The sequence below is a fragment of the Moritella sp. Urea-trap-13 genome (assembly GCF_002836355.1).
Lineage (GTDB): Bacteria > Pseudomonadota > Gammaproteobacteria > Enterobacterales > Moritellaceae > Moritella.
Window position 1 is genome coordinate 1 of record NZ_PJCA01000039.1, and the last position, 22507, is coordinate 22507.

At 41.8% G+C, this 22507-nt stretch carries 18 protein-coding genes and 1 riboswitch; of the genes, 4 read left to right on the forward strand and 14 right to left on the reverse strand.

Annotation, left to right across the window (positions count from 1 at the left end; translation table 11 throughout):
• The first annotated feature begins 361 nt into the window (after positions 1 to 361).
• Positions 362 to 2230: a methyl-accepting chemotaxis protein gene (locus CXF93_RS18920; protein ID WP_232784261.1), complete on the forward strand. Its 1869-nt coding sequence runs from the start codon at positions 362 to 364 to the stop codon at positions 2228 to 2230.
• Between the two features lie 63 nt (positions 2231 to 2293).
• On the opposite strand, the gene CXF93_RS18925 is transcribed toward CXF93_RS18920, so the two are convergent.
• The 3 genes from CXF93_RS18925 to CXF93_RS18935 form a co-directional block, all read right to left on the reverse strand.
• On the reverse strand, positions 2294 to 2830 hold the full coding sequence (locus CXF93_RS18925; protein ID WP_101064350.1) for a DUF924 family protein: 537 nt from the start codon (positions 2828 to 2830) through the stop codon (positions 2294 to 2296).
• A gap of 170 nt (positions 2831 to 3000) precedes the next feature.
• On the reverse strand, positions 3001 to 4224 hold the full coding sequence (locus tag CXF93_RS18930; protein ID WP_101064073.1) for an HlyD family secretion protein: 1224 nt from the start codon (positions 4222 to 4224) through the stop codon (positions 3001 to 3003).
• Positions 4218 to 4511: an MFS transporter gene (locus CXF93_RS18935; protein WP_101064074.1), complete on the reverse strand. Its 294-nt coding sequence runs from the start codon at positions 4509 to 4511 to the stop codon at positions 4218 to 4220. Before CXF93_RS18935 ends, CXF93_RS18930 begins: the two co-directional genes overlap by 7 nt.
• Positions 4512 to 4791: 280 nt before the next feature.
• Between CXF93_RS18935 and CXF93_RS18940 the strand changes: the two genes are divergently transcribed.
• The gene (locus CXF93_RS18940) at positions 4792 to 5994 is read left to right on the forward strand and encodes a sensor histidine kinase (protein WP_101064075.1); all 1203 of its coding nucleotides are present in this window, start codon (positions 4792 to 4794) and stop codon (positions 5992 to 5994) included.
• Positions 5987 to 6580, forward strand: coding sequence for a response regulator transcription factor (locus CXF93_RS18945; protein ID WP_101064076.1), 594 nt, complete (start codon positions 5987 to 5989; stop codon positions 6578 to 6580). Before CXF93_RS18940 ends, CXF93_RS18945 begins: the two co-directional genes overlap by 8 nt.
• A 227-nt stretch (positions 6581 to 6807) precedes the next feature.
• Here the strand turns inward: CXF93_RS18945 and CXF93_RS18950 are convergent, their stop codons facing one another.
• The 10 genes from CXF93_RS18950 to rluD all read right to left on the reverse strand — a co-directional run bounded on the left by CXF93_RS18950 (position 6808) and on the right by rluD (position 20305).
• Positions 6808 to 8139: a BatD family protein gene (locus CXF93_RS18950; protein ID WP_101064077.1), complete on the reverse strand. Its 1332-nt coding sequence runs from the start codon at positions 8137 to 8139 to the stop codon at positions 6808 to 6810.
• Entirely contained in the window at positions 8136 to 9905 is a 1770-nt protein-coding gene (locus CXF93_RS18955; protein WP_101064078.1) for a VWA domain-containing protein, read from the reverse strand. The genes CXF93_RS18950 and CXF93_RS18955 overlap by 4 nt, the downstream gene beginning before the upstream one ends.
• Entirely contained in the window at positions 9905 to 11017 is a 1113-nt protein-coding gene (locus CXF93_RS18960; RefSeq protein WP_101064079.1) for a VWA domain-containing protein, read from the reverse strand. Before CXF93_RS18960 ends, CXF93_RS18955 begins: the two co-directional genes overlap by 1 nt.
• Complete coding sequence (locus CXF93_RS18965; RefSeq protein ID WP_101064080.1) at positions 10995 to 11573, reverse strand: DUF4381 domain-containing protein; 579 nt, start codon at positions 11571 to 11573, stop codon at positions 10995 to 10997. The genes CXF93_RS18960 and CXF93_RS18965 overlap by 23 nt, the downstream gene beginning before the upstream one ends.
• A 2-nt stretch (positions 11574 to 11575) precedes the next feature.
• The gene (locus tag CXF93_RS18970) at positions 11576 to 12583 is read right to left on the reverse strand and encodes a DUF58 domain-containing protein (RefSeq protein ID WP_101064081.1); all 1008 of its coding nucleotides are present in this window, start codon (positions 12581 to 12583) and stop codon (positions 11576 to 11578) included.
• A 4-nt stretch (positions 12584 to 12587) separates the two neighbouring features.
• Positions 12588 to 13643 (reverse strand): MoxR family ATPase, encoded by a 1056-nt coding sequence (locus CXF93_RS18975; RefSeq protein ID WP_101064082.1) that lies wholly within the window; start codon positions 13641 to 13643, stop codon positions 12588 to 12590.
• A gap of 224 nt (positions 13644 to 13867) precedes the next feature.
• Positions 13868 to 15301, reverse strand: coding sequence for a sodium:alanine symporter family protein (locus CXF93_RS18980; RefSeq protein ID WP_232784262.1), 1434 nt, complete (start codon positions 15299 to 15301; stop codon positions 13868 to 13870).
• A gap of 183 nt (positions 15302 to 15484) precedes the next feature.
• A riboswitch (glycine riboswitch) is annotated at positions 15485 to 15580 on the reverse strand.
• A gap of 271 nt (positions 15581 to 15851) precedes the next feature.
• A complete protein-coding gene (gene clpB / locus CXF93_RS18985; protein ID WP_101064083.1) occupies positions 15852 to 18425 on the reverse strand; it encodes an ATP-dependent chaperone ClpB in 2574 nt (857 codons plus the stop codon).
• 137 nt (positions 18426 to 18562) lie between these two features.
• A complete protein-coding gene (gene pgeF, locus CXF93_RS18990) occupies positions 18563 to 19318 on the reverse strand; it encodes a peptidoglycan editing factor PgeF (protein WP_101064084.1) in 756 nt (251 codons plus the stop codon).
• 6 nt (positions 19319 to 19324) lie between these two features.
• Complete coding sequence (rluD, locus tag CXF93_RS18995; protein ID WP_101064085.1) at positions 19325 to 20305, reverse strand: 23S rRNA pseudouridine(1911/1915/1917) synthase RluD; 981 nt, start codon at positions 20303 to 20305, stop codon at positions 19325 to 19327.
• A 136-nt stretch (positions 20306 to 20441) separates the two neighbouring features.
• On the opposite strand from rluD, the gene bamD reads away from it, so the two are divergent.
• Positions 20442 to 21179, forward strand: a complete 738-nt coding sequence (gene bamD / locus CXF93_RS19000; protein ID WP_101064086.1) for an outer membrane protein assembly factor BamD — start codon at positions 20442 to 20444, stop codon at positions 21177 to 21179.
• A 172-nt stretch (positions 21180 to 21351) separates the two neighbouring features.
• On the opposite strand, the gene hemE is transcribed toward bamD, so the two are convergent.
• Positions 21352 to 22416 (reverse strand): uroporphyrinogen decarboxylase, encoded by a 1065-nt coding sequence (gene hemE, locus CXF93_RS19005; RefSeq protein WP_101064087.1) that lies wholly within the window; start codon positions 22414 to 22416, stop codon positions 21352 to 21354.
• Positions 22417 to 22507: the final 91 nt, after the last annotated feature.

Genomic DNA, 22507 nt, shown 5'->3' on the forward strand with positions numbered 1-22507 from the left:
CAAACTGACTTCATTGGCAAGTGTTTCACTAAAATTTATGACTGTTTCACTTAATTCGACTAAAAAACGCTCAAAAAGTGACATTTTAAGACATCTAGTTAGTTTAAAGTGGCGGTAACCACCTTAACTAAGGAACACAATGCACGCCAATCATCAAATTAGACGTCATATAATGATAGATACAATGCCTAAACTACGTCATTACTCTAAATATTAAGAAACCACACCAGCTTCATATAACTGTCATCTTACGCTTTTACACTGCATGCATTACTAGCTAAGCTTAATCAGGATGATGACCTTGCGTATCACTACCTTTTCTCGAATCAGCTCTCTTACTTTAATCTGCCTCTCGCTACTAATGACTTACACTCTTTATGGGAGTCATGAGCAGCTTAACCGTCTTGCTCTGCAAAATTCGATGTTTGCGCAGATGAAAGAACAAGTCACCATTAAACTCGATCACTCTATCTCAGATTATTTACAACAAGGCAATGCTGCCGACTTGAAAAAATCCGAGCAAATTATCAAGCAATTACTTGACTCACTCGAGCAACTCCCCAGCGCCATTGATACCAAAGCACTAAACCATCAACTCAATCAATTTGCCTTACTGGTTGAAGGTCCATTACGTTCATCGGGTAAGTTTGCTTCCGACCACTTCCAACTACTGAATTTCAACGAAAAAGAATTAGCGGATAATTTATCGCTATTAAAGCGGCAGTTATTACAACACGACATGCCATTGCGCCAACAAGATTTAATCCTTATCAGTGATATACAAGCTAGCCTTGCACAGTTAACCAATCAACGCCAACGCTACTTTAATCAGTTACAAGCATCACAATGGCAAGAACTCTTACTGGTAGTAAAAGAAAGTGCAGCGCTTATTAATGAACTACCGCAATTTAGCCGCTATGACAGTAGTGATGAACTGGTGATTGAAGACGGGAACTTTCTTGATGACGAAGAAGGTGAAGATACGCTGTTAATTGGCGATATAACCAATGAACTTAGCAGCCTGATTAACCGCTACCCCAAAGAGCTGTTGAATACTAAAATAGTGCTTTCTGAGCAAACTGGCAATCAACAGTTAGTATTAACCGCAATCAGTAATATCCAAGCCACTATTTTAGCGTTAGAAAAGCCTGTCAATGATTATGCCAATGACCAACGCCAAAATACTTATCTATACCTTGCCATTATTGCACTGAGTTTAATTCTCTTTGGTATCGGTTTATTTTATGCCGAAAAATACTGGGTCGTAAAACCACTGACAAAATTAGATAAGGCCCTCGCCTCTTTAGTAGAAAGCAATAAGCGCGAACGCCTGACTTTTGCCGACAACAGCAGTGAAATAGGTTTGATCGCCCTGCATTTCAACCTACTGCTGGATAATATCAATCAAGAACAGCTCACTAAACTCACTCAAGTCGAACAAGTCACCCAAGCGTTAAACTTACTGCAAGACGATTTTCAATCGATTAGCCAATATGCTCAAGCCAGTACCTCTGCCATTAGTGATATCTCTAACGGTGTATCAGAAATTAATTCGCTCGCGCAAAAAGTCGATGCCGATACCCAATCTGTGCATAACCTGACACAACAGACAAATCAACAAATGTATAAAGCCGCCAGTCAGATCACCGATTTCAGTCTAGCGACCGAACAAACCAAGCAAGCCGGTAGTGCGAGCTTAAAAGCCATCAAAACATTAAACACCAATATGGAAAATGTTGAGACGATAGTGGCATCGATTCATCGTATCGCCGATCAAACCAATTTATTAGCCCTCAATGCCGCTATTGAAGCAGCACGGGCTGGTGAGAAAGGCCGTGGATTTGCAGTGGTCGCCGATGAAGTCCGCAACTTATCGAAACAAACCCAGCAAGCGCTAGAACAAATTAGCAATTTTCTCGGCCAATTGAATCATTCCAGCCAATCACTCGAACATGAAATTGATCATATTGCCCTGCGTTGCCACCAGCAGCTAACAAATGCACAAAACATGCATAAAGAGATAAACGCGGTGATCCAACAGTCAGAGCAATCGCAACAAAATGCCGCGAATAGTAGTCAAAATACCCGCCAGCAAGTTAGCCATATCAGTGCCGTGAATTCGCAGATGGCCGCTCTACAACATCACAGTGAAGATACCCGCCATAAAACCCAATCAGCGCAACAACAGGTATCGACACAAGTGCAGAAAATATTAACTATCTTTGCCTAAACCAAACCGCAAAGTTAAGCGTTAGAAGTTAAGCGTTAGAAGTTAAACGCTATAAATTACACGTTAAAAACTTGAGCCTGGAGTAGCAAGAAAGTCGAGTTCAGCGGCTGTCGATTCTCGACCTAGAATAGTATTACGGTGTGGATAACGACCAAACCTCTCGATAATGACTTGATGTTGCAGTTCAAAATCAAGATTAGATTGAATATCATTACCTTTATAGAGAAACACCGCTTGTTGATGAATAACGACTGACTCGCTATGCATAAACGGCATATAAAGAAAACTGCATTGCAACTGCGAAAGCTCTCTATCTGCACCGCAAGCGATCGCTTCTTGGGCAAGTACTAATGCCATATTGTCAGCAGTAAATGCACTCAGCGTATCACGATACATATTTCGCGAAAACTGGTCCAAAATAATAATTTCAGCTAATCGCCCTTCAGCACTGCGACGCCAATGAAATAATTCGCCCGCAACAGCACGTTGATGTAACTCACTAAACCGAGCCAAAATCATTTGATCAAATTCATTATCTTTAACCCACCACTTAGCGGGGTTAATATCTTCAAACCAAAACTTAATCACTTCTTTATACATAATTAAACCCATCTCCAATGATCCCACCAATTAAGTATAGGTTAACGTGAATCACTGAGCCCAATCAATATCAACATCAGGGTCTCAGTTTTGACATTGAAATACGGTTTACTTATGTATTTCGAGCGCATTACATAATGACAGTCTACGAACAGCATAAGAGTCGTTTATTACATCGAATAGAAGTAGTATATTTGTGATTTCATCCGAATAATAACACCACGAATAACATCGAGGAAACCTAGGAATGCAATCGGTTTCGCACCACTGATCCAAGCTAGACCGACTGAGCCCACAGGGATATCATAATCTTCAGTCTCGATAAGTTTCAGGCGAACAAAGTGATGTTTATTCATGACATTCTGCCCTGTTGTTGCTCTCACCGACGTTTCTTTAGCTAATAACGAACCTTGCGCTTCACCCGTCGCTTCAATGATGCCTTCAACCTCAGCAGAGAAAATATGCCCAGGGTAAACAGCAGAGGCAAACTCAGACGCTTGGCCAACTTTAATATTACGGATCGCTTGATGATTAACACGCATTAGCACGTATTTCTCATTGGTATACATTTGAATGCGTGGCATCGCACCAATATATTGACCTTCACGAATAATAAAGTTAGTTAAATAACCGTAAGCAGGTGCATAAACACGGGTATTGTCTAAATTCCACTGTGCTTGTGCATAGACTTCAGTTTGATTCGCTACATCCGCTTTACGGCTATTCACAGCATGGCCCGATTTAATGGTATTAAGCTGCGCTTGTTGCGCATTTAGCACTAATTTTTCAGCTTGCGATTGCAATACGGTTAATTTGGCACTAGCAACTTGCACAGCTGTTTTTTGTTCATCTAACTTACTTTCAGTAATAGTAAATGCAGCCACTTTATTCTGATCAATATAACGCTGTAATGTCGTGCGTTTCCAACTAAGGTCGGCTTGTATTTCAACTTGTTGATCAAGGTTTATTTTTATTTCTTTATTGGCAATTGCATATTTAGATTCATTAATACGCACATCATCGAGTGATGATGATAAAGCAACTTCAGCACTCTGAACCTGTGCCGCTGCTTTATTTAATGCAATCTGATAGACCTTGTCTTCAAGTTCATAGATAAGCTGACCTTTAGTAACCTGCTGATTCGGCTTTACATGAAGCGCTTTAATATTACCAGTCACCTGTGTTGAGCCAGGACGTAACTGAATATGCGGTGACTGGACTAACGAACCACCCGATAAATCCATCGGTGTATAGGTAATTAACCCTACCCAGACGAATAATAACCACGCAGAACCACCAATATAGGTAAAAGCCTTAGAATACTGATTCCACGGCATGCCGACTAAACGTAACAAATAGATAAGTAATGCCCATACAGCTAAACCTTCTAACATGATCCGTTCCCCTCTGACTTCCAAATATCACGCACTTTAGCAATGGCTTGTTCTGCATCTACAAACGCAACAATGACAGCTAATACCCATACCCAATGCCAAATAAATCCAATCCAGGTTAATGTGGTAATCAATGTTAGTTGTTGATGACCATTCTTATGAGCCTGGTGAATAGGCACCTCATGGAACTTCCAAAAGCCAATCCCTGCAGCAGCGACCGTTGCCACAAGTACAACAGCAGCAAAAATGTGTAATCCAGTGTCAAAGCCAGTGCCGACAAAAGGCATAGATATTAAACTCACAGGTTAATTCCTCGATTAATGGTCCCTAAATCAGACGATTAGGAACAAATTCTCTTTGCGTATTGCTCGCGATCGCAAAGTAAATATTTCGAGAGTGATTATATTCGCCCAAAGGGAGTAAAAGGTACTCGTAGAATTGCTAGAAATTGGCTTTCTTCGCATTTATTAATAGCCAAACCACTATTATCAGTGCTAATAATATATTGCTAAAATTAAACGAATGGCAACCAATCGCAAATAGCGAGCACTCAATGAGGACAAGCACATGCGTGAACTACCAAAAATGGATAAAGCTAACTTAAGCATTGAGCAGTTCACCATTGAAATATCAAATTGGTTATTAGAAAATGATACTGCTGATTTAGCTAACGCAATTGAATTTGCACTCAGCGCTTTTATGCCTTATATCCAAGCGCAACGCATGTCGTTAGTACGCTTAACCGCAGATAACCGTTTTGAAGGCGCGCTCGCTGTGGCAGCTCCAGGTTACAAACCCGTAGCTTTACCAGCGCAAGGGCTTTATTCACCTTATTTAGAACAAATAAGCAAAGGTGAAATTATTATTGCCGAGGGAAATATGGTCGATATTATCGATCATGATGACCTGCTAATTAAAAAAATGCAGGGTATTATTGCGCATATTGTCGTGCCCTTTCGCGTTAAAGGTCGTATTTGGGGGGGGATTACTGCAAGTCGCTATGTCGGACCAATACAATGGTGTGATGATGCCAGTACCCATGTCCGTAGTTTTGGTCAGATCCTCGCATCAACCTATGAGCGTTATGCCTATTGGGAAAAGCTACAACATAAAAATCAACAACTCGAACTATTATCACGTCATTTAATGGATAACCAAGAAAATGAGCGCCGTATGTTATCGCGTGAACTGCATGACAATTTTTCACAACGCATGGCACTGCTCACCATAAAAGCATCGTTACTATCTAATAGCCTGACTGTCGACAGTGAAAAAAAATCAGCCAATGCGCTACACGACGAAATACAAGGCTTAGCGAAAGATATGCAAGCGCTATCACGCTCTTTACATCCTGCAATTTTAGAAGATTTGGGGTTATTAACGGCATTAAAAGCTGAGTGCAGACGTCTATCAACCATTAAAGATATTGATATTCAGACGCTATTTGATCCGATCCCAGCGTTAAATAAAGAACTGTCCTTAAACCTATATCGAATTTTACAAGAAACACTAAACAACGTTGCCAAACATGCTCAAGCATCAGCTATATTTGTATTGCTGCAATCGAGCGATAACAACCTGCATTTTCAAATTATTGATGATGGTATTGGCTGCGATTTAAACTTAAATGAGAACAATGGCAGTATTGGATTAATTAGTATTCGGGAGCGTGCACAGCTATTTAATGGCACTGCAGTATTCAGCTCTCCTGAAAATGGCGGTTTTATCGTCGATATAATGATCCCCGCTATAAAGGAATATTATGAGTAATATAATTTTAGCCGATGACCATTTAATTGTGGCTCAAGGCATCGCCAGTATTTTACAACCAGAGCATCAAATTCTCGCTATTGCCAAAAATGGCGTAGAGTTAGTCGAACTCGTTAAACAGCATGCTCCTGACTTAGTGATCACCGATATCAGCATGCCTGACATGACCGGCATTGCCGCGATTGCCGCCTTAAAACGCATCAATAAAACCGTCAAAGTAATCTGCCTAACCATGCATGAAGAGCAAGAATATGCCGAGAGTGCAATCGCGGCTGGAGCACAAGGTTACGTATTAAAGCATGAAGCCAGCGAAAGTTTAGTTGAAGCGGTAAACCAAGTATTAAAAGGCGAAACTTATATTTCGACCTCAGTTACGGTTAACACTGAAAAGCCTCAATTATCCTCTCGTCAAATCAGTGTCTTACGATTATTAGCACAAGGTAAATCAGCCCGCCAAGTCGCTGATGAATTATTTATTTCGCCACGTACTGTCGAGTTTCATAAATATTCCATGATGAAACTGATCAGTGCTAAAACCAGCGCAGAATTGATCCAATACGCGATTAATCATGGCTTGATGGATTAACTCACAGCATTGCTAAGCGATAAGCTAATATTTTTTTATGCGTAAATAAACCAGCACTTATCTGCTGGTTTTTTTGAATGTTTGAATCAGCAATATAGAACTGTAATTTAATTACATCGTAGTGATTTAATTACGTAATTAAATTACAAAATAAGATGTAAAACTTAAATCCATAATAAACAAAGACTTACTGTCATTTTAAATTGATAGCCTCGGTAACATTATCATTACTTTACACGTATCGCTAGCCACAAGACTAAAAACAGCCCCTGTTGTTTGATAGAATGTGACTGCCATCTCGCTCTCGTGCTATATCGTAATTCAGACCAAGCAGCAATGACGCGACCTTTACGATTATCTTTAGTATTGCCACTATTTTGTTGCGTGCCTTGTTCCTGCGACAATGGATCAGCACGACAGGATCCTCGAGATCCAGGTTGGCGCAACTGCCTATTACCACTGCATTTATAGTGCTGATTGTATAAATCCCGCGTGCACAACGACCACTGCTGGCGATAAACATTAACCATAAACATTAACCAATAAGGCAGCTTCGCATGTTGATATTGTCGCCATAAACGCTGTCCTGTATAAATAACCAGTCCCCCTATAATAAGACTACTTAATATCCACATCTGATAGGCACGAACAAAACTAGCAGGCGTATGCTGTACCGACCATTGCCCACCAGGCAAGGTTAAAGGCTGCAATGTTTGCGTTTCGGTGTTCCACCACAACAGACTTAATTCGGGTAAATCCAATTGGCCATTTTTCTGAATAATATAAGTGTGGGTTATGCTTTTATAAGCGTAAAAACCATCGCGGTTTTCGCTATCTCGAGCATTACCTTTATCACGGAAAGATTGTACATGATCAGATTGAAAAGGGGCAAAGTCAGGTAACAGCATAATACTGGTATCTCTGCCTGCTATCGTCACTGTTCGCGTGATCGCGTCCCCGACTTTTAATTCACTATCCGGTTCAATATTCCACACTTGACTAAACGTCAACTCTGGTGCTGCAACCCAATTTACATCTTGGCTTAATCGAGCATCAGGCAAAGCCACATTAAAGCTCAACGGCGTAGTGAGTAAATGGCCCGTTACTTTTTCTCCCGGTGCACTGGCAATACTCACACTCACCGGAATAGCAGGTACGATATATTCGCCACTCAGTTGCGGATAAAGTGTTAATTGCCACTCTTGTATTGACCAAGTGATGCCTTTTTCACGTTGAGCATAATTATTCGCTAATTTATTACGTTGTAACACCAAGCTATTATCGACACTAAACGGACTGATGTACGTTCCCGCCGCAAACCAACGGTCGGTTTTAACCTGAATATATAAATCAACTTGCTGGCGAGGGGCAAATTCAGAGCCAATAATATCAAGAGAGTTAAGAGCGCCATCAGTATTTTTTTGCGTAGGTTCGATCCATGCTTTAATTTGTAATTTATTTTGCTGTAACAAATCTTGCACTGTCGTCGCGTGAGCAAAATTAACGACACCTACCTGCAAAACCAAGCAACAAATAGCCGTATAAATAAATCGCATCATGGTCTCCCCTCCGTTTGCAACTGTTGAGAAAACTTAGTCATGAGAAAACGTTCAGGATCGCCTTGCACACGCTTCATCCATGCTTGATTAAGCGCGTCATCTTGCAATAATTGTTCGGCGTTATAACTTTCCTTAATGAGCTGTTCTTTTCTCATCATTTTCTCGGCACCATCGCTTGTTTGTGGTTGGTCTCCTAATTCTTTTGATGCCTCGTTCTCGTTATCTGTTTGGCTTTCACTCATGCGATTAATATCATCAATAATCTTCTGCACTATCGCTAAATTATGTGCAGCTTGCAGATAGTCCGGATTTTCTTTTACTATCTGCTTAAACAAATTTCGAGCCGCGATATACTCACGTGATTGCGCTAAGGCACTGGCGGCTCCAAATTGTGCGACGGGGTTATCTACCCGCATAAAATAGCGACGAGCGAGGTCAAATTCTTCGGCAAAATAATAGGCAGAAGCTTTCCACATAAGATCATCAAAACGCACTGCAGCTTGTGCATAGTCCCCGCGGTTAAAATAATATTGTCCTTGCTGATCGGCTGTCATCCACAAGTCAGCAAAACGCCATTGTGGTTGTAGACCCTCTTTGACTGAATTTTTCATCTGCGCTTTATTTTTAGAGCTTAGATTTTCAGAGGTCGTGTTTGAAGAGGCTGTGTTAGCCAATACTGGCGGAGCAGGAAAATAAGTTAAAACAAGCAAGAGTAATACCGACTGCAGGTTCCAATTAATTGTCCAACCACGACGGAACCACAACAAAAATAATAGCGCTAATAAAAACACTAAGTTATAGCCCATATCAGCCCAAGGTTGAGCGTTGTCATTGCTCAGCAGCATAAATTGCTGAATATTATCTTGTATCCATTCAACATCGCTATTATCGGTAGACATAGACTGATAGTAACCACCTGCACTTTTTGCTAACGATTTTAATCCATCGGCGTCAAAAGGGACTGACACAGCTTGTTCACTATTCCCAACGCCTAAGACTAATAACAAAGGGGGGCTTTGCTGTGAATTTAAATTGGAATTAGCATGAGTAGTACTTATATTCGAACTTATATCGGTATTGGCATTTGTATTAATAGAGGCATTAAAATAATCAACAAAGCGTGCTTCTGTATCACTGCCTAATCCATCGGTAATCAATAGCACAGATCCCGGATTACCTTTACTGCGCTCATCAGCTAACAATGTATCTATATTCGCTAAACTATATTCAGCAAACTTACCTTTTCGTGGCATGATCTCAGGCGATACCGCTTGCAATAATGGCGTGAAAATAGCGTTATCGCGGGTTAATGCCATCGCGGTATGTGCACTGCCAGCATAAACCACCAGCGCAGTACTACCACCTTCACGTAGTGCCAATAAATCACTTATTTTTTGCTTTGCCCGCACCAGCCGACTCGGTTGAATATCTTGTTGCAACATAGACTCTGATACATCTAAAACAATCACCAACGGCGCGGTATCCTCACCAAAAGGCGATGCTTGGCGTAACCAACTAGGTCCTGCCGCAATGATAATGGCCAGTACAACGAGAAAGCCCCATAATTTTAACGGTAATAGTTTTTCCCAACCTTGCTCACCAACGGTTAATGCCGCTAATAAGTGTGGGGGAAAATCTTTAAGCCCAGCTTCCTGTGATTTTTTTTGCTGAAAATTAATCACGAAAAATAAGATAAAGGGCACAAAAGCCAATAACCATAATGGTCGTATAAAATGAAATTTTTGCCATATAATGGAAAAGTACATTAATCCTCCCCCCGCTTATTCAACAACAAATCACGTTTAGATTGTTGCTTGCTAAGATAGTAACTACGCCATATAACTAAGCTGTAAAGAATAAAGTAAATGCTAACTGCCAAGGCGATAAGGGCGTAGTGAACACTAACTTTTGGTTGATAGCTAAAACTCGAAAACTGACTCGGTTCTAACGTGCTTATTTCCGCATAAACTCGATTTAGCTCGACAGAGGAGATGGCTTGAAAAGCTTGTCCACCGGTGATGTCAGCAACACTATCAATCACGGCCATATCGAGCGCTTGCTCACCAAAGGTACGAGGATCGCCAATAGCAATCATGTGGATTTTAATACCACGACTCGCCGCTATTTTTGCCGCCTCTAACGGCGGAACCAAACTATCGGTATCATTACCATCAGTTAATACAATCACTACTTTTTGTTTATCCGCGGTACTCTTCTCAGCAGTACTTTTATCTACACTAGCGTTACTATTTTCTTTTGATATAGGCGCTTTTATCGATTCATCCGTCATTACTTTTATCGCTAACCCTAAGGCATCGCCAAGGTGAGTACTTTGCCCAGCCATAGCCACTTCCGAATCATTTAACAAACCGAGCCATGCTTGATGATCTGCTGTAAATGGGGCTTGTAAATAGGCTGCATCACCAAATAAAATTAACCCTAAACGATCACCGCTACGCTGCTGTGAAAATTCAGTTAGGACATTTTTTACCGCCGTTAAGCGTGAAATACTATCGCGGCCAGGGACACTAAAATCTCGACTATCCATCGAGCCAGATAAATCCACCACCACCATCAAATCGCGACCAAACTGCGAACGTATTTGTGGTTCACCCAGCCACATCGGTTTTGCCATCGCAATAACCAGAAATAACCACACCAACGATAATGCGATACGTTGCCACATTTTCGGCTCTAGCTTCACCGCCCCTGTATTAGGCTGCTCTCCGGATAAACTCACGAGCTGACTAAAAAACGGCACCTGTAACGCTGACTGTTTTATTTTATAGGCAGGCGAAAATCGTTGAATAAACCAAGGTAATGGCAATAATAAAAATAACCACGGATAGCTGAACTCAATCATGCTTGTTGCGATCATGATCATCTCCTCGTTGGTGAGTACCCAGTTCAGCATCATCAATATGCAACTTGAGCCAGCGCTGCGCGGATAATATCAATACCTGATTATGAGCAGCAGACCACTCACTTAGCGCTAGTGGTAAATACAGCGCTTGTTGCCATAACTCCCCTATCGCCGAATCAAACTCGGTACTGTCTTGTGTACAGCTATCTAAAAAAACTAAAAACGCAGGTCCTTGTAATTGACCGGCTGTTAATGACTGCTTTCGGTATGCTTGCAAACATGCTTGCTGTAATAATTGGTGAATAAATCGCGGTGTATGTGAACAGTCACTTACATCGCAAGCAAGTAATTTAGAATGTAGTTTTTTCCGATAACGATTTCGCCAATATTTCTGCCCTGCTAACAGTAAATAGCGACCAATAAATAATGCCAGTACTAAACAAACCACCAGCCAACCCCAAGTTTGCGGCAAAAAACTTATCTGCTCAGGGGCATTAATTTGTACCATGTCACGTAATAGTAAGTTACCGAATGCATCGCCGACTAAATTTGCATTATCAACATCTGCCATTATCATTCCTCCTCGCTATTTTTATTATTAATATGAAAAGCAGACTTAAATTGATTAATCTCATTGCCGTCAGTACCAACATCTATTATCGAAAATGCAGATAATTGCAGGGCTTGTTGTAGTAAATTTTGCTTAGCCAAAAAAGCAGCTTGATAAGCATGTTGTAAGGCATTTTTATTACGTTGTAATTGCTGACTAGAAAGCTGTAATTGATAATGACCATCACTGGTAATCAGTGAATCGACATTTATTATATCCTGTTCAAGGGGATCACTAATATGCACAGCAATAACATCATTATGCTGCTGCAACGCACGTAACCGATTTGCGCATTCTTCATCAAAGCCATACCAATCACTGATGATGACAAATGTTTTTGACTTTGCTTGCAATGCTTGCAGCGTCGCTAACATATCGGTTAAACGTATCTTTGGCATGTCAACATCCGCAAGGCCGACTTGTAGTTGATGATTAACAGTATGCAATTGCTGAATAAATTGCATCGCTAATGCATTACTGCGCTGTGGTTTAAAATGAAAACTAGAGTTGTCATTAAAAATATAACCACCGACACGGTCGGCATCAGCAAGTACACGCCATAGACACAGTGCCGCAATATTGGTTGCGACAACTGATTTCATCGTCTGTTGAGAACTAAAAAACATGGATTGACGTTGATCGACACACAGCCAAATCTGCCGCTCTTTTTCTTCACTGTAAGCGCGTACATGTGGTTTACCGGTTCTTAACGTGACTTTCCAATCTAAGTTTTTAACGTCATCGCCATTATTATAATGGCGCAATTCTTCAAAATTTAATCCACGCCCGCGTAAGCGAGATTCATGTATTCCCGAAAAAATACTACAACGTCCCTGCTTGGGAGAAAAACTAAAGCCAGCTGTTTGTGCTTTAATTTTTAATAAATCGTTTAAATCACTGTATATACGTTGATCATGATGCAGCGAATCGTCTGATTTATCCGTTGTTGAAAACCATGTATTCCAAGCCATAGCACTACCCTATCATCACGTATTCAAGGATCTCGTCAATCACCTTGGCGGTGGTGATCCGCTCACTAATTGCCGCATAACTTAATACTAAACGATGCCCTAATACCAAATGCACCATAGCGCGCACATCATCTGGGTCGACATAATCACGTCCCGCAAGCCACGCATGTGCTCGGGCACCGCGATCAAGCGCGATGCTGGCTCTGGGACTTGCGCCGACAGATAACCATTGCGGGAATTGAGCATTGCTATAATCGCCTATACCCCGTGTTGCCATCACCAAATTAACCACATAACTTTTTATCAGTGGTGAAATATAGATCCGAGAGACTTCTCGTTGCGCGACGATAATATGTTCCGGTCGAACAATTAGGTTGGGGATTGAGCTACTATTTTTGCTAATACCTTGAGGCAGAGATCCTAGCGGATCCTTTGGCTGGCTATCTTTAGACAAATCACCATCACTAGATATACTCATTAACTCTTCTTCGCGCACTAAATCAATAATCGCTAACTCTGATTTAGCATCGGGATAATCGACATTCACTTTCAGCATAAAGCGATCTATTTGCGCTTCAGGTAATGGATAGGTACCCTCTTGTTCCACTGGATTTTGAGTCGCTAACACCATAAATAAACTCGGCAGTTGACGCGTTTCACCAGCCGATGTTACTGAATTTTCAGCCATCGCTTCTAACAACGCTGATTGTACCTTTGCTGGCGCTCGGTTAATTTCATCTGCGAGTACTAAATTGTTAAAAATAGGCCCAGGTTGAAATGTAAGGCTGTGCTTACCATCAACCTCACGGTAAATTTCAGCTCCAGTCACATCAGACGGTAATAAATCAGGCGTAAATTGCACACGACCAAAATCAGCATTCATCGCATCAGCAAGCGCTTTAATTGAACGCGTTTTGGCTGTACCGGGTAAACCTTCAAGTAGCACATGACCACGGGTTAATAAACCTATCAGCAAGGCTTTGACCACATAGTCTTGGCCAACGACAGATTGATTGACGGTATTAGATAGTTGTTTAAATACTTGCTGGGAAAGGCTCATAACAGTCTCGTGTTCTACGCAGAATGATAGACAGTTATGATATGAGGTTAATGACAGAGGTAACACAGTAATACTACTGATTATGTCCTTATAATCAGTGAAAATTTATCGAGGTCAGAAATATAAATAGGCTAAGCTCGACTGAAGCTAGACTAGACTAAATTAGAAATCCGCATACATTGAGCGGCAATAAGCCAGATCGTCTTACCGCCACTCAAGCGCTGTTATGCGGTTTGCTGACTCTCGGTTAATTTATCAAAGAATAATCGTGTTTCTTCAATAACCACATGGCGTAGACCAATCAAACCAATTAAGTTCGGGATCGCCATTAAGCCATTAACAATATCCGCCAAGATCCAAATCAGATCCAACTGTAAGAACGCGCCACCAGCAACCAATAAAATATAACCATACTTGTACGGTTTAATGCCTTTTTGGCCAAACAGATACTGTACACAGCGCTCACCGTAGTAGTTCCAGCCTAAAATAGTCGTAAAGGCAAAAAACACTAAACCTGTGGTCACCACATATTGACCAATGAGTGGTGATAATCCTTGCTCAAAGGCCAGAGTCGTCATCGCAGCACCGGAAGCATCACCACTCCAAACCCCAGTTAATACCAACGTCAGACCTGTCATGGTACAGATGATGATGGTATCGAAGAACGTCCCCGTCATCGAGATCAAGCCTTGTTTCACACAAGAATCAGTTTTCGCTGCGGCGGCCGCTATCGGCGCACTGCCTAAACCAGATTCATTAGAAAACACACCTCGCGCAACACCACTTTGGATAGCCAGCATCACGGTTGATCCTAAGAAACCACCAACTGCAGCTGTGGGCGTAAACGCACTGCTAACCACTAACGAAATAGCCGCCGGCACAGCATCTACATTGATTAGCAACACCAGTAAACAAGCAAATACATAAAATACCGCCATAACAGGCACAGTGCGTTGCGCAATAGCTGAAATAGAACGAATACCACCAAGCGTCACCATCGCCACTAATACGGTCAGTATCGCGGCAGATAACCACACCGGCACGTCAAACGAGATCTGCACAGCCTCAGTAATCGCATTCACTTGCGGGAAGGTACCAATACCAAAACACGCAACGCCAATACCAAATAACGCAAAGGCCTTAGCTAAAAATCGATTACCCAAGCCATGCTCAAGGTAATACATAGGTCCACCGGCTATTTGGCCTTGTTCATCGACAACACGATATTTTACCGCTAATAAACATTCGGCATATTTAGTCGCCATGCCAAAAAATGCCGCCATCCACATCCAGAATAATGCTCCGGGACCACCCATTTTAATGGCGGTGGCAACGCCGACAATATTACCGGTACCTATAGTGGCAGAAAGCGCTGTACATAATGCCGCAAAGCTACTGATGTCGCCTTTCTGACCGTCGCCTTTGTCCCCTGAAAACAGGTATTTTAGCGCTAACGGTAACTTAGTTATTTGTAAAAAACCTAACCGTAAGGTGAGATATATACCGGTGCCGACCAAGAGTAATAATAATGGCGGGCCCCAAATAAAATGATCTATGGTTTGCAGCGTATTTTGCAGCGATTGTAATGAAAAGTGTTGTAGTGGGTATAACAAAGAATCTTGTAACGATTCTAATAAAGAAGGTTGTGCTATTTGCATTTAAAAATATTCCTCGAGAACGATAGTAGTCTGAGGAGGATGTAATTATTTAAGATGGGCGGATACAATACAAACGTCGAAGCCAAAAGCCAAAGCTCAATACCGAAGTGAATACCGAAGTAAGCACCTTAATAAAAACTAGAGCCAAGCAAAAAGCAGACGTGTAAGGTCGCAAAAAAAATAATCCTATCCTCTGTCCTTTGTACCTGAGAGTTTCAACGACATTGTCGCTTTGCTCCTTCGGCGTCCAATTTAATGGATCTCTCCAGAGGCTCGTCCAGTAACAGTCCCTACTTTTCCTCGCGGAATAAAGCGCCTGAAAGATTTACTTCTTCGGCGGGCTATAAAGCCACTCTCCTGCTACCTTCATCCGAACTTAGTGTGGATATATCACAACATGAAATGTTATGAATGGATAAATACTAGCACGGAATACTTCAATAAAAATACATAATGCAGTTCGAATGATTAACAATTAATCTGTAGGTAATAAAAAGCCCTGTCATGCAGGGCTACTTTACTATTTCTTCGTCATTCGTCTAGTAGATGATTATTGAGTAACACTTAACTCATCATCAACCACACTTATCTTCACTGTTTTACCCGGTACGATACTGCCCGCTAAAATGGCATTAGCGAGGCGATTTTCAACCTGTTTCTGCAATACCCGTTTCAGGGGTCTGGCACCAAACAAAGGATCGAAACCCGCTTCGGCTAATTTAGCCAATGCACCAGCGGTAATCGACAAGCTGTAACCCAATAGTTTTAATCGCGCTTCTAACGATTTTAATTGGATCGCGGCAATTTTCTCGATGTGATTACGACCTAATGGATGAAATACCACAGTATCATCAATACGGTTAATAAATTCAGGACGGAAGCTTTGACCAAGTAATTCTAACAAGGCTGCTTTTATGCCTTCCTGATCGTGTGTCGCGTATTTTTCCTGAATAATATCCGAGCCTAAATTAGACGTCATGATAATAACGGTATTACGGAAATCAACAGTACGCCCCTGCCCATCGGTTAAGCGGCCATCATCTAATACCTGCAATAAGATATTAAAGATATCGGGATGGGCTTTCTCAATTTCATCCAGCAAGATCACCGAATACGGTTTACGGCGCACGGCTTCTGTCAGGTAACCGCCTTCTTCATAACCGACGTAACCCGGAGGCGCACCAATTAAGCGAGCGACCGAATGTTTTTCCATAAATTCAGACATATCAATGCGGACCATGGCGTGGTCTGAATCAAAGATAAAATCGGCCAAGGCTTTGCATACTTCGGTTTTACCGACACCCGTTGGGCCCATGAATAAAAACGACCCCATCGGCCGGTTTGGATCGGCTAAACCCGCACGGCTACGACGAATAGCATTAGAAACAACACTAATGGCTTCCGCTTGGCCGATAACACGTTCGTGTAAGTTATCTTCCATCGCCAATAATTTTTCTTTTTCGCCTTCCAGCATGCGGTTCACAGGGATACCGGTCCAACGCGATAGAATATCAGCGATCTCAGCTTCACCAACCTTATGCTTTAACAAGGTCATGTCTTGCATCTCTGCTTGCGCCGCCAGATCCAATTGTTTTTCTAACATCGGGATTGTGCCGTATTGCAGTTCAGACATTTTATTTAAATCACTGGCACGTCTGGCCATATCCAGTTCGACACGGGCTTTATCTAACGCCGATTTAATGTGTTTAGTACCAGAAAGTGCGGCTTTTTCGGTGCGCCATATCTCGTCTAAATCGTTAAACTTATCTTGTTTCTCAGCTAATTCTTCTGCCAATATGGTTAGGCGTTTAATACTGGCAGCATCATCTTCTTTTTCCAGTGCTTGCTGCTCAATTTTAAGCTGAATAATACGACGTTCTAACTTATCTAACGCTTCTGGTTTGGAATCCATTTGCAGACGAATCGACGATGCAGCTTCATCAATCAGATCAATGGCTTTATCAGGTAATTGACGGTCGGAAATATAACGGTGTGATAATGTGGCGGCTGCGACAATCGCCGGATCGGTAATATCAACATTATGATGCAGTTCATAACGCGCTTTTAGACCACGTAAGATAGCAATGGTATCTTCAACACTCGGTTCTTCAATTAATACTTTTTGGAAACGACGTTCAAGCGCCGCATCTTTTTCAATATATTTACGATACTCATCTAACGTCGTCGCGCCCATACAATGTAACTCACCACGCGCTAATGCAGGTTTTAACATATTACCCGCATCCATGGCTCCATCGCCTTTACCCGCGCCGATCATCGTATGCAATTCATCAATAAATAGAATTGTTTGACCTTCGGTTTGCTCGAGTTCTTTGATCACCGATTTCAAGCGTTCTTCAAACTCACCACGGTATTTGGCACCCGCGATTAACGCCCCCATATCCAGTGATAATACCCGTTTATTCTTTAAGCCTTCTGGCACTTCACCATTAACAATACGTTGTGCTAAACCTTCGGCAATCGCAGTTTTACCGACGCCAGGTTCACCAATTAATACCGGGTTATTTTTAGTCCGGCGTTGTAATACTTGAATCGCACGGCGGATCTCGTCATCACGACCGATCACAGGATCAAGCTTACCGACTTCAGCACGTTCAGTCAGATCTAAGGTATATTTGGTTAATGCTTCACGCTGTTCTTCTGCACCTTGATTATCCACTTTTTCGCCACCGCGGATCACATCAATCGCTTCTTCCACTTGTTTGCGCGTGCCACCTGCTTTACGCAACAACTCACCTAAACGGCCTTTATCTTCAACCGCTGCCAGTACAAACATCTCGGAAGAAATAAATTTATCTTTACGTTTTTGGGCAAATTTATCACACAAATTTAAGAGCATATTCAACGCTGACGATAATTGGATGTCGCCTTGTGTACCTTGCACTTGTGGTAAACGCTCTAACTCATCGGCTAACTGCCAACGTAATGAATTGGCATCGATGGTTGCGGCAGTGAGTAAGGGACGAATAGAGCTGTGATCTTGATTTAATAACGCGGTCATCAAGTGAATAGGTTCGATAAATTGATTATCTTTACCCAAAGCAAGTGACTGCGCATCAGAAATAGCCATTTGAAATTTGGAAGTTAGTTGATCTAAGCGCATAGCGATGTCCTATCGGTGTTGAGCAAAAAGCAGATGCAGCAAGGCTGCTATAGTCGTGAGATATAATTATAGTCGTTTAATGGGTTTGGGGATATGTAATAAGACACTAATACCCATAGTTATGATCTGGGGATTATTTATTGAATTTCAAGGTAAATCAAACTTGCTTGGCGGCCTGTTTGGTGATCTCGTCGATAAGAATAGAATAAATCAGCTTCACGGTATGTACAATGATCTCCACCGTAAATATCAGCGGCATTCACTGTTAACGCTTGTAAACGTTGACGGGCTAATAAATAGAGGTCAGCTAACCATTTATCACCATCGGCAATAAAAGCGCTGCTGGCTTGCGGATCATGCGTAATAAAGGCATCACGTACCTCACTACCCACTTGAAAATGTGCTTGGCTAATTGCGGGACCTAACCACACTAATAAATCATTGGCTGTCGCGCTTAGTTTGGCAATGGTGTTTTCAATAATACCATCGAGCAAACCACGCCAACCGGCATGAATAGCAGCGATTTGCGTGCCAGCTTTATCGCAAATTAACAGCGGTAAGCAATCTGCAGTCATCACTAAACAAACTTGCCCCGTCATTTGGGTCACAGACGCATCAGCAGCAGGTAATTGTTCAGCGTTATGGGATTGCCCCACAAGCTGAACAACATCCGTGCTGTGCGTTTGATTCAACCAATATGGCTGTTGTGGCAAATGCGCAGCAGTCATTAACAACTGCCTATTTTGCCACACCAACTGACTATCATCTTGCACATGCAAACCTAAATTTAGGCCTGCATAGGGCACATGACTCACACCACCCTCACGAGTCGTACTTAGCGCCTTAACATTACTCGGCGCTGGCCAGTTTGGTTGAATAAAACGAGGCATCATTAATGATTAGCTAATGTAATCATCAACCATGTTTAACGCAGTATCTTCGCGTAGGATATGAATAAGCGTATTCATATCAGACGGACGTTCTGCGCGCCACATCATCATTTCACCTGTAACAGGATGCTCTAATCGCAACATACGTGCGTGTAGAGCCTGACGGCCAAATCCACGTAGTGCCAGGATTAGCGTATCAGTTGCATTGCCAGGTGGCTTTGGACGACCAGAATAAACCGGATCACCAACGATTGGATGCGTAATGTGAGTCATGTGTACACGAATTTGATGTGTACGACCTGATTCAAGACGCAGTCTTAATAACGTATGCGCACGGTATTTTTCGGCTACACGGTAATGGGTTTTAGCCGCTTTACCAAGTGGACGAACAGCCATTTGAATACGTTTCGTTGCATGACGGCCAATTGGCTCATCAACAAAACCGCCAGCAGTCATAGAACCAGTTACAATTGCTTCATACTCACGCGTAATTTTACGTGCTTGCAGTGCAATCACTAAATGCGTTTGCGCTGGAATTGTTTTCGCAATTACCATCAAACCAGTCGTGTCTTTATCCAGACGGTGAACGATACCAGCACGTGGTACATTCACAATTTCAGGGTAACGGAATAACAATGCATTAAGCACTGTACCATCTGGGTTACCTGCACCTGGGTGAACAACTAAGCCCGCTGGTTTATTGATAACAAGAATATCATCATCTTCATAAACAATATCAAGTGGCAGGTCTTGTGGCTCGTAGCGTACTTCTTCGTCAACTTCCGCGTTCAATACAATGGCGTCACCGTATTGCATTTTTCCACGTGCTTTAACAATAACTTCGCCATTTAAGGTAACAAATCCAGCAAGAATCCATTCTTTTAGACGTGAACGAGAATAATCTTGGAACATCTCAGCTAAAACTTGGTCTAAACGTTGACCGACTTGGTGTTCTGCAACAACGGCAGAAAGTTCTATTTGTTGGCTCATAGGTAGCAGGGACCCTCTTCGGTCCTAATTTTCAGTATAATTACAGGATTCAGGCTATTTTAGCCTTTTATTTTGCTGTAGCATATTAGCTACGTAATTATTTTCGCATTAAGCAATTTGGAATTTATCCAACCTAATGAAAAAATCAATAAAATTAGCAATAAGTTTATCACTCGCACTCGTTGTAGCTACCGGTTGTTCTTCAAAAACAGAATCATCGGTACCAGATAAACCAGCCATTGAGTTGTACAGCATCGCTCAACAATCATTACAAGCGGGTAATTTTGTTTCCGCAATTGAAACGCTTGAAGCGCTTGATACGCGTTATCCATTCGGCCCGCACACAGTACAAGTACAGCTAGACTTGATCTATGCTTACTACAAGAATAGTGACACAGCACAGGCATTGGCCAATATAGATCGCTTTATTCGCTTAAATCCAACCCATAAAGACATAGATTATGTCTACTATATGCGTGGACTTACCAATATGGGCGCGGATTATAACCTATTTCATGCCCTCTTTAATATAGATCGTTCAGATCGAGACCCAAGTTATGCAAATGCGGCCTTCAATGACTTCACTCGTTTAATCAAACGCTACCCAGAAAGTGAGTATGTTGCTGATGCGCAGAAACGTTCGATTGCGATTAAAAGTCGTCTAGCGCGTTATGAATTATCTGCCGCAGAATATTACATGAAGCGTAAGGCTTACATCGCTGCGATCCAACGTGCACAACACATTATAGACAATTTCGCCGATACAGAATCACGTACAGGCGCGTTAAAAGTAATGATTAAAGCCTACGATCTTCTAGAACAGCCAGCCCTAAAAGCCAACGCAGAAAAGATTTTAGCGGTTAACTTAGGTTAGTATTTAGTGCATATTTATAATGATTATAGCGTCTAAAAATAAAATATAAAAAAACGGCGTCTATGCAAATAGACGCCGTTTTTGTTTTGATTTACCGCATAAAGTGTACCGCTAAAGTATTAAACCTAGCGCGACAGTACTAAACCTAGTGGAACAGTACTAAGCGTAATCGTTATTTATGGTATTGCTTACTTAGTTCACCAACCGCTTCGATGAATACACCTGCTTTTTCAGGTTCAACATCTAAATGGATACCGTGACCTAAATTCATCACGTGACCATTGCCTTCACCAAAACCAGCTAAGATCGTGCTTACTTCTTCACGAATACGTTCTGGTGATGCATACAGCATTGAAGGATCCATATTGCCTTGTAGGGCAACTTTATCACCAACACGTGCTTTCGCTTCAGCAATATCAATTGTCCAATCAAGACCAATTGCATCACAACCTGTTGCTGCGATCTGTTCGATCCATTGACCACCGTTCTTCGTGAACAAAGTTACTGGTACTTTACGGCCATCGTTGAAACGCGTTAAGCCATCAACAATTTTGTGCATGTACTGCAGTGAGAAATCTTTGTAATCACGTGGAGATAATACGCCACCCCAAGTATCAAATACCATCACAGATTGTGCACCAGCAGCAATTTGCGCATTTAGGTAAGTGATCACTGAATCAGCTAATTTATCTAATAATAAATGTAACGTTTGCGGTTCAGCAAAGCCCATTTTTTTAATTTTAGTAAACGTTTTTGTACCACTGCCTTCAACCATGTAAGTTGCCAGTGTCCACGGGCTTCCAGAAAAACCAATTAATGGCACTGCGCCATCGAGGTTTTTACGGATAGTACGCACTGCATTCATTACATATTGCAGTTCACCTTCTGGATCTGGGTGACCAATTTTATCAACATCCGCTTTACACGTGATCGGACGTTCAAATTTAGGACCTTCACCTTCTGAGAAATACAGACCTAAACCCATCGCATCAGGGATAGTTAAGATATCTGAAAACAGAATTGCCGCATCAAGTGGGAAACGACGTAATGGTTGTAACGTTACTTCACAAGCAAGTTCAGCATTCTTACACAGCGACATAAAGTCACCCGCTTCAGCGCGCGTTGCTTTATATTCTGGTAAATAACGGCCTGCTTGGCGCATCATCCAGACGGGTGTTTGGTCTACCGATTCTTTGGCTAACGCACGTAAATAACGATCATTCTTTAACTCGCTCATATCCTTTCCTGAATTGCGGCTCTAATATGGAGATATTGTAACATTATTCAACAAGTGACAAAATATCTGACGCCATTTTCATGACTAATTT

What these genes read in the sequence shown, in the direction of transcription:
- CXF93_RS18920 (WP_232784261.1), top strand. Translation starts at nt 362, where the DNA reads ATGACTTACACTCTTTATGGGAGTCATGAGCAGCTTAACCGTCTTGCT.
- CXF93_RS18925 (WP_101064350.1), bottom strand. Translation starts at nt 2,830, where the DNA reads ATGTATAAAGAAGTGATTAAGTTTTGGTTTGAAGATATTAACCCCGCT.
- CXF93_RS18930 (WP_101064073.1), bottom strand. Translation starts at nt 4,224, where the DNA reads ATGTTAGAAGGTTTAGCTGTATGGGCATTACTTATCTATTTGTTACGT.
- CXF93_RS18935 (WP_101064074.1), bottom strand. Translation starts at nt 4,511, where the DNA reads ATGCCTTTTGTCGGCACTGGCTTTGACACTGGATTACACATTTTTGCT.
- CXF93_RS18940 (WP_101064075.1), top strand. Translation starts at nt 4,792, where the DNA reads ATGCGTGAACTACCAAAAATGGATAAAGCTAACTTAAGCATTGAGCAG.
- CXF93_RS18945 (WP_101064076.1), top strand. Translation starts at nt 5,987, where the DNA reads ATGAGTAATATAATTTTAGCCGATGACCATTTAATTGTGGCTCAAGGC.
- CXF93_RS18950 (WP_101064077.1), bottom strand. Translation starts at nt 8,139, where the DNA reads ATGATGCGATTTATTTATACGGCTATTTGTTGCTTGGTTTTGCAGGTA.
- CXF93_RS18955 (WP_101064078.1), bottom strand. Translation starts at nt 9,905, where the DNA reads ATGTACTTTTCCATTATATGGCAAAAATTTCATTTTATACGACCATTA.
- CXF93_RS18960 (WP_101064079.1), bottom strand. Translation starts at nt 11,017, where the DNA reads ATGATCGCAACAAGCATGATTGAGTTCAGCTATCCGTGGTTATTTTTA.
- CXF93_RS18965 (WP_101064080.1), bottom strand. Translation starts at nt 11,573, where the DNA reads ATGGCAGATGTTGATAATGCAAATTTAGTCGGCGATGCATTCGGTAAC.
- CXF93_RS18970 (WP_101064081.1), bottom strand. Translation starts at nt 12,583, where the DNA reads ATGGCTTGGAATACATGGTTTTCAACAACGGATAAATCAGACGATTCG.
- CXF93_RS18975 (WP_101064082.1), bottom strand. Translation starts at nt 13,643, where the DNA reads ATGAGCCTTTCCCAGCAAGTATTTAAACAACTATCTAATACCGTCAAT.
- CXF93_RS18980 (WP_232784262.1), bottom strand. Translation starts at nt 15,301, where the DNA reads ATGCAAATAGCACAACCTTCTTTATTAGAATCGTTACAAGATTCTTTG.
- clpB (WP_101064083.1), bottom strand. Translation starts at nt 18,425, where the DNA reads ATGCGCTTAGATCAACTAACTTCCAAATTTCAAATGGCTATTTCTGAT.
- pgeF (WP_101064084.1), bottom strand. Translation starts at nt 19,318, where the DNA reads ATGATGCCTCGTTTTATTCAACCAAACTGGCCAGCGCCGAGTAATGTT.
- rluD (WP_101064085.1), bottom strand. Translation starts at nt 20,305, where the DNA reads ATGAGCCAACAAATAGAACTTTCTGCCGTTGTTGCAGAACACCAAGTC.
- bamD (WP_101064086.1), top strand. Translation starts at nt 20,442, where the DNA reads ATGAAAAAATCAATAAAATTAGCAATAAGTTTATCACTCGCACTCGTT.
- hemE (WP_101064087.1), bottom strand. Translation starts at nt 22,416, where the DNA reads ATGAGCGAGTTAAAGAATGATCGTTATTTACGTGCGTTAGCCAAAGAA.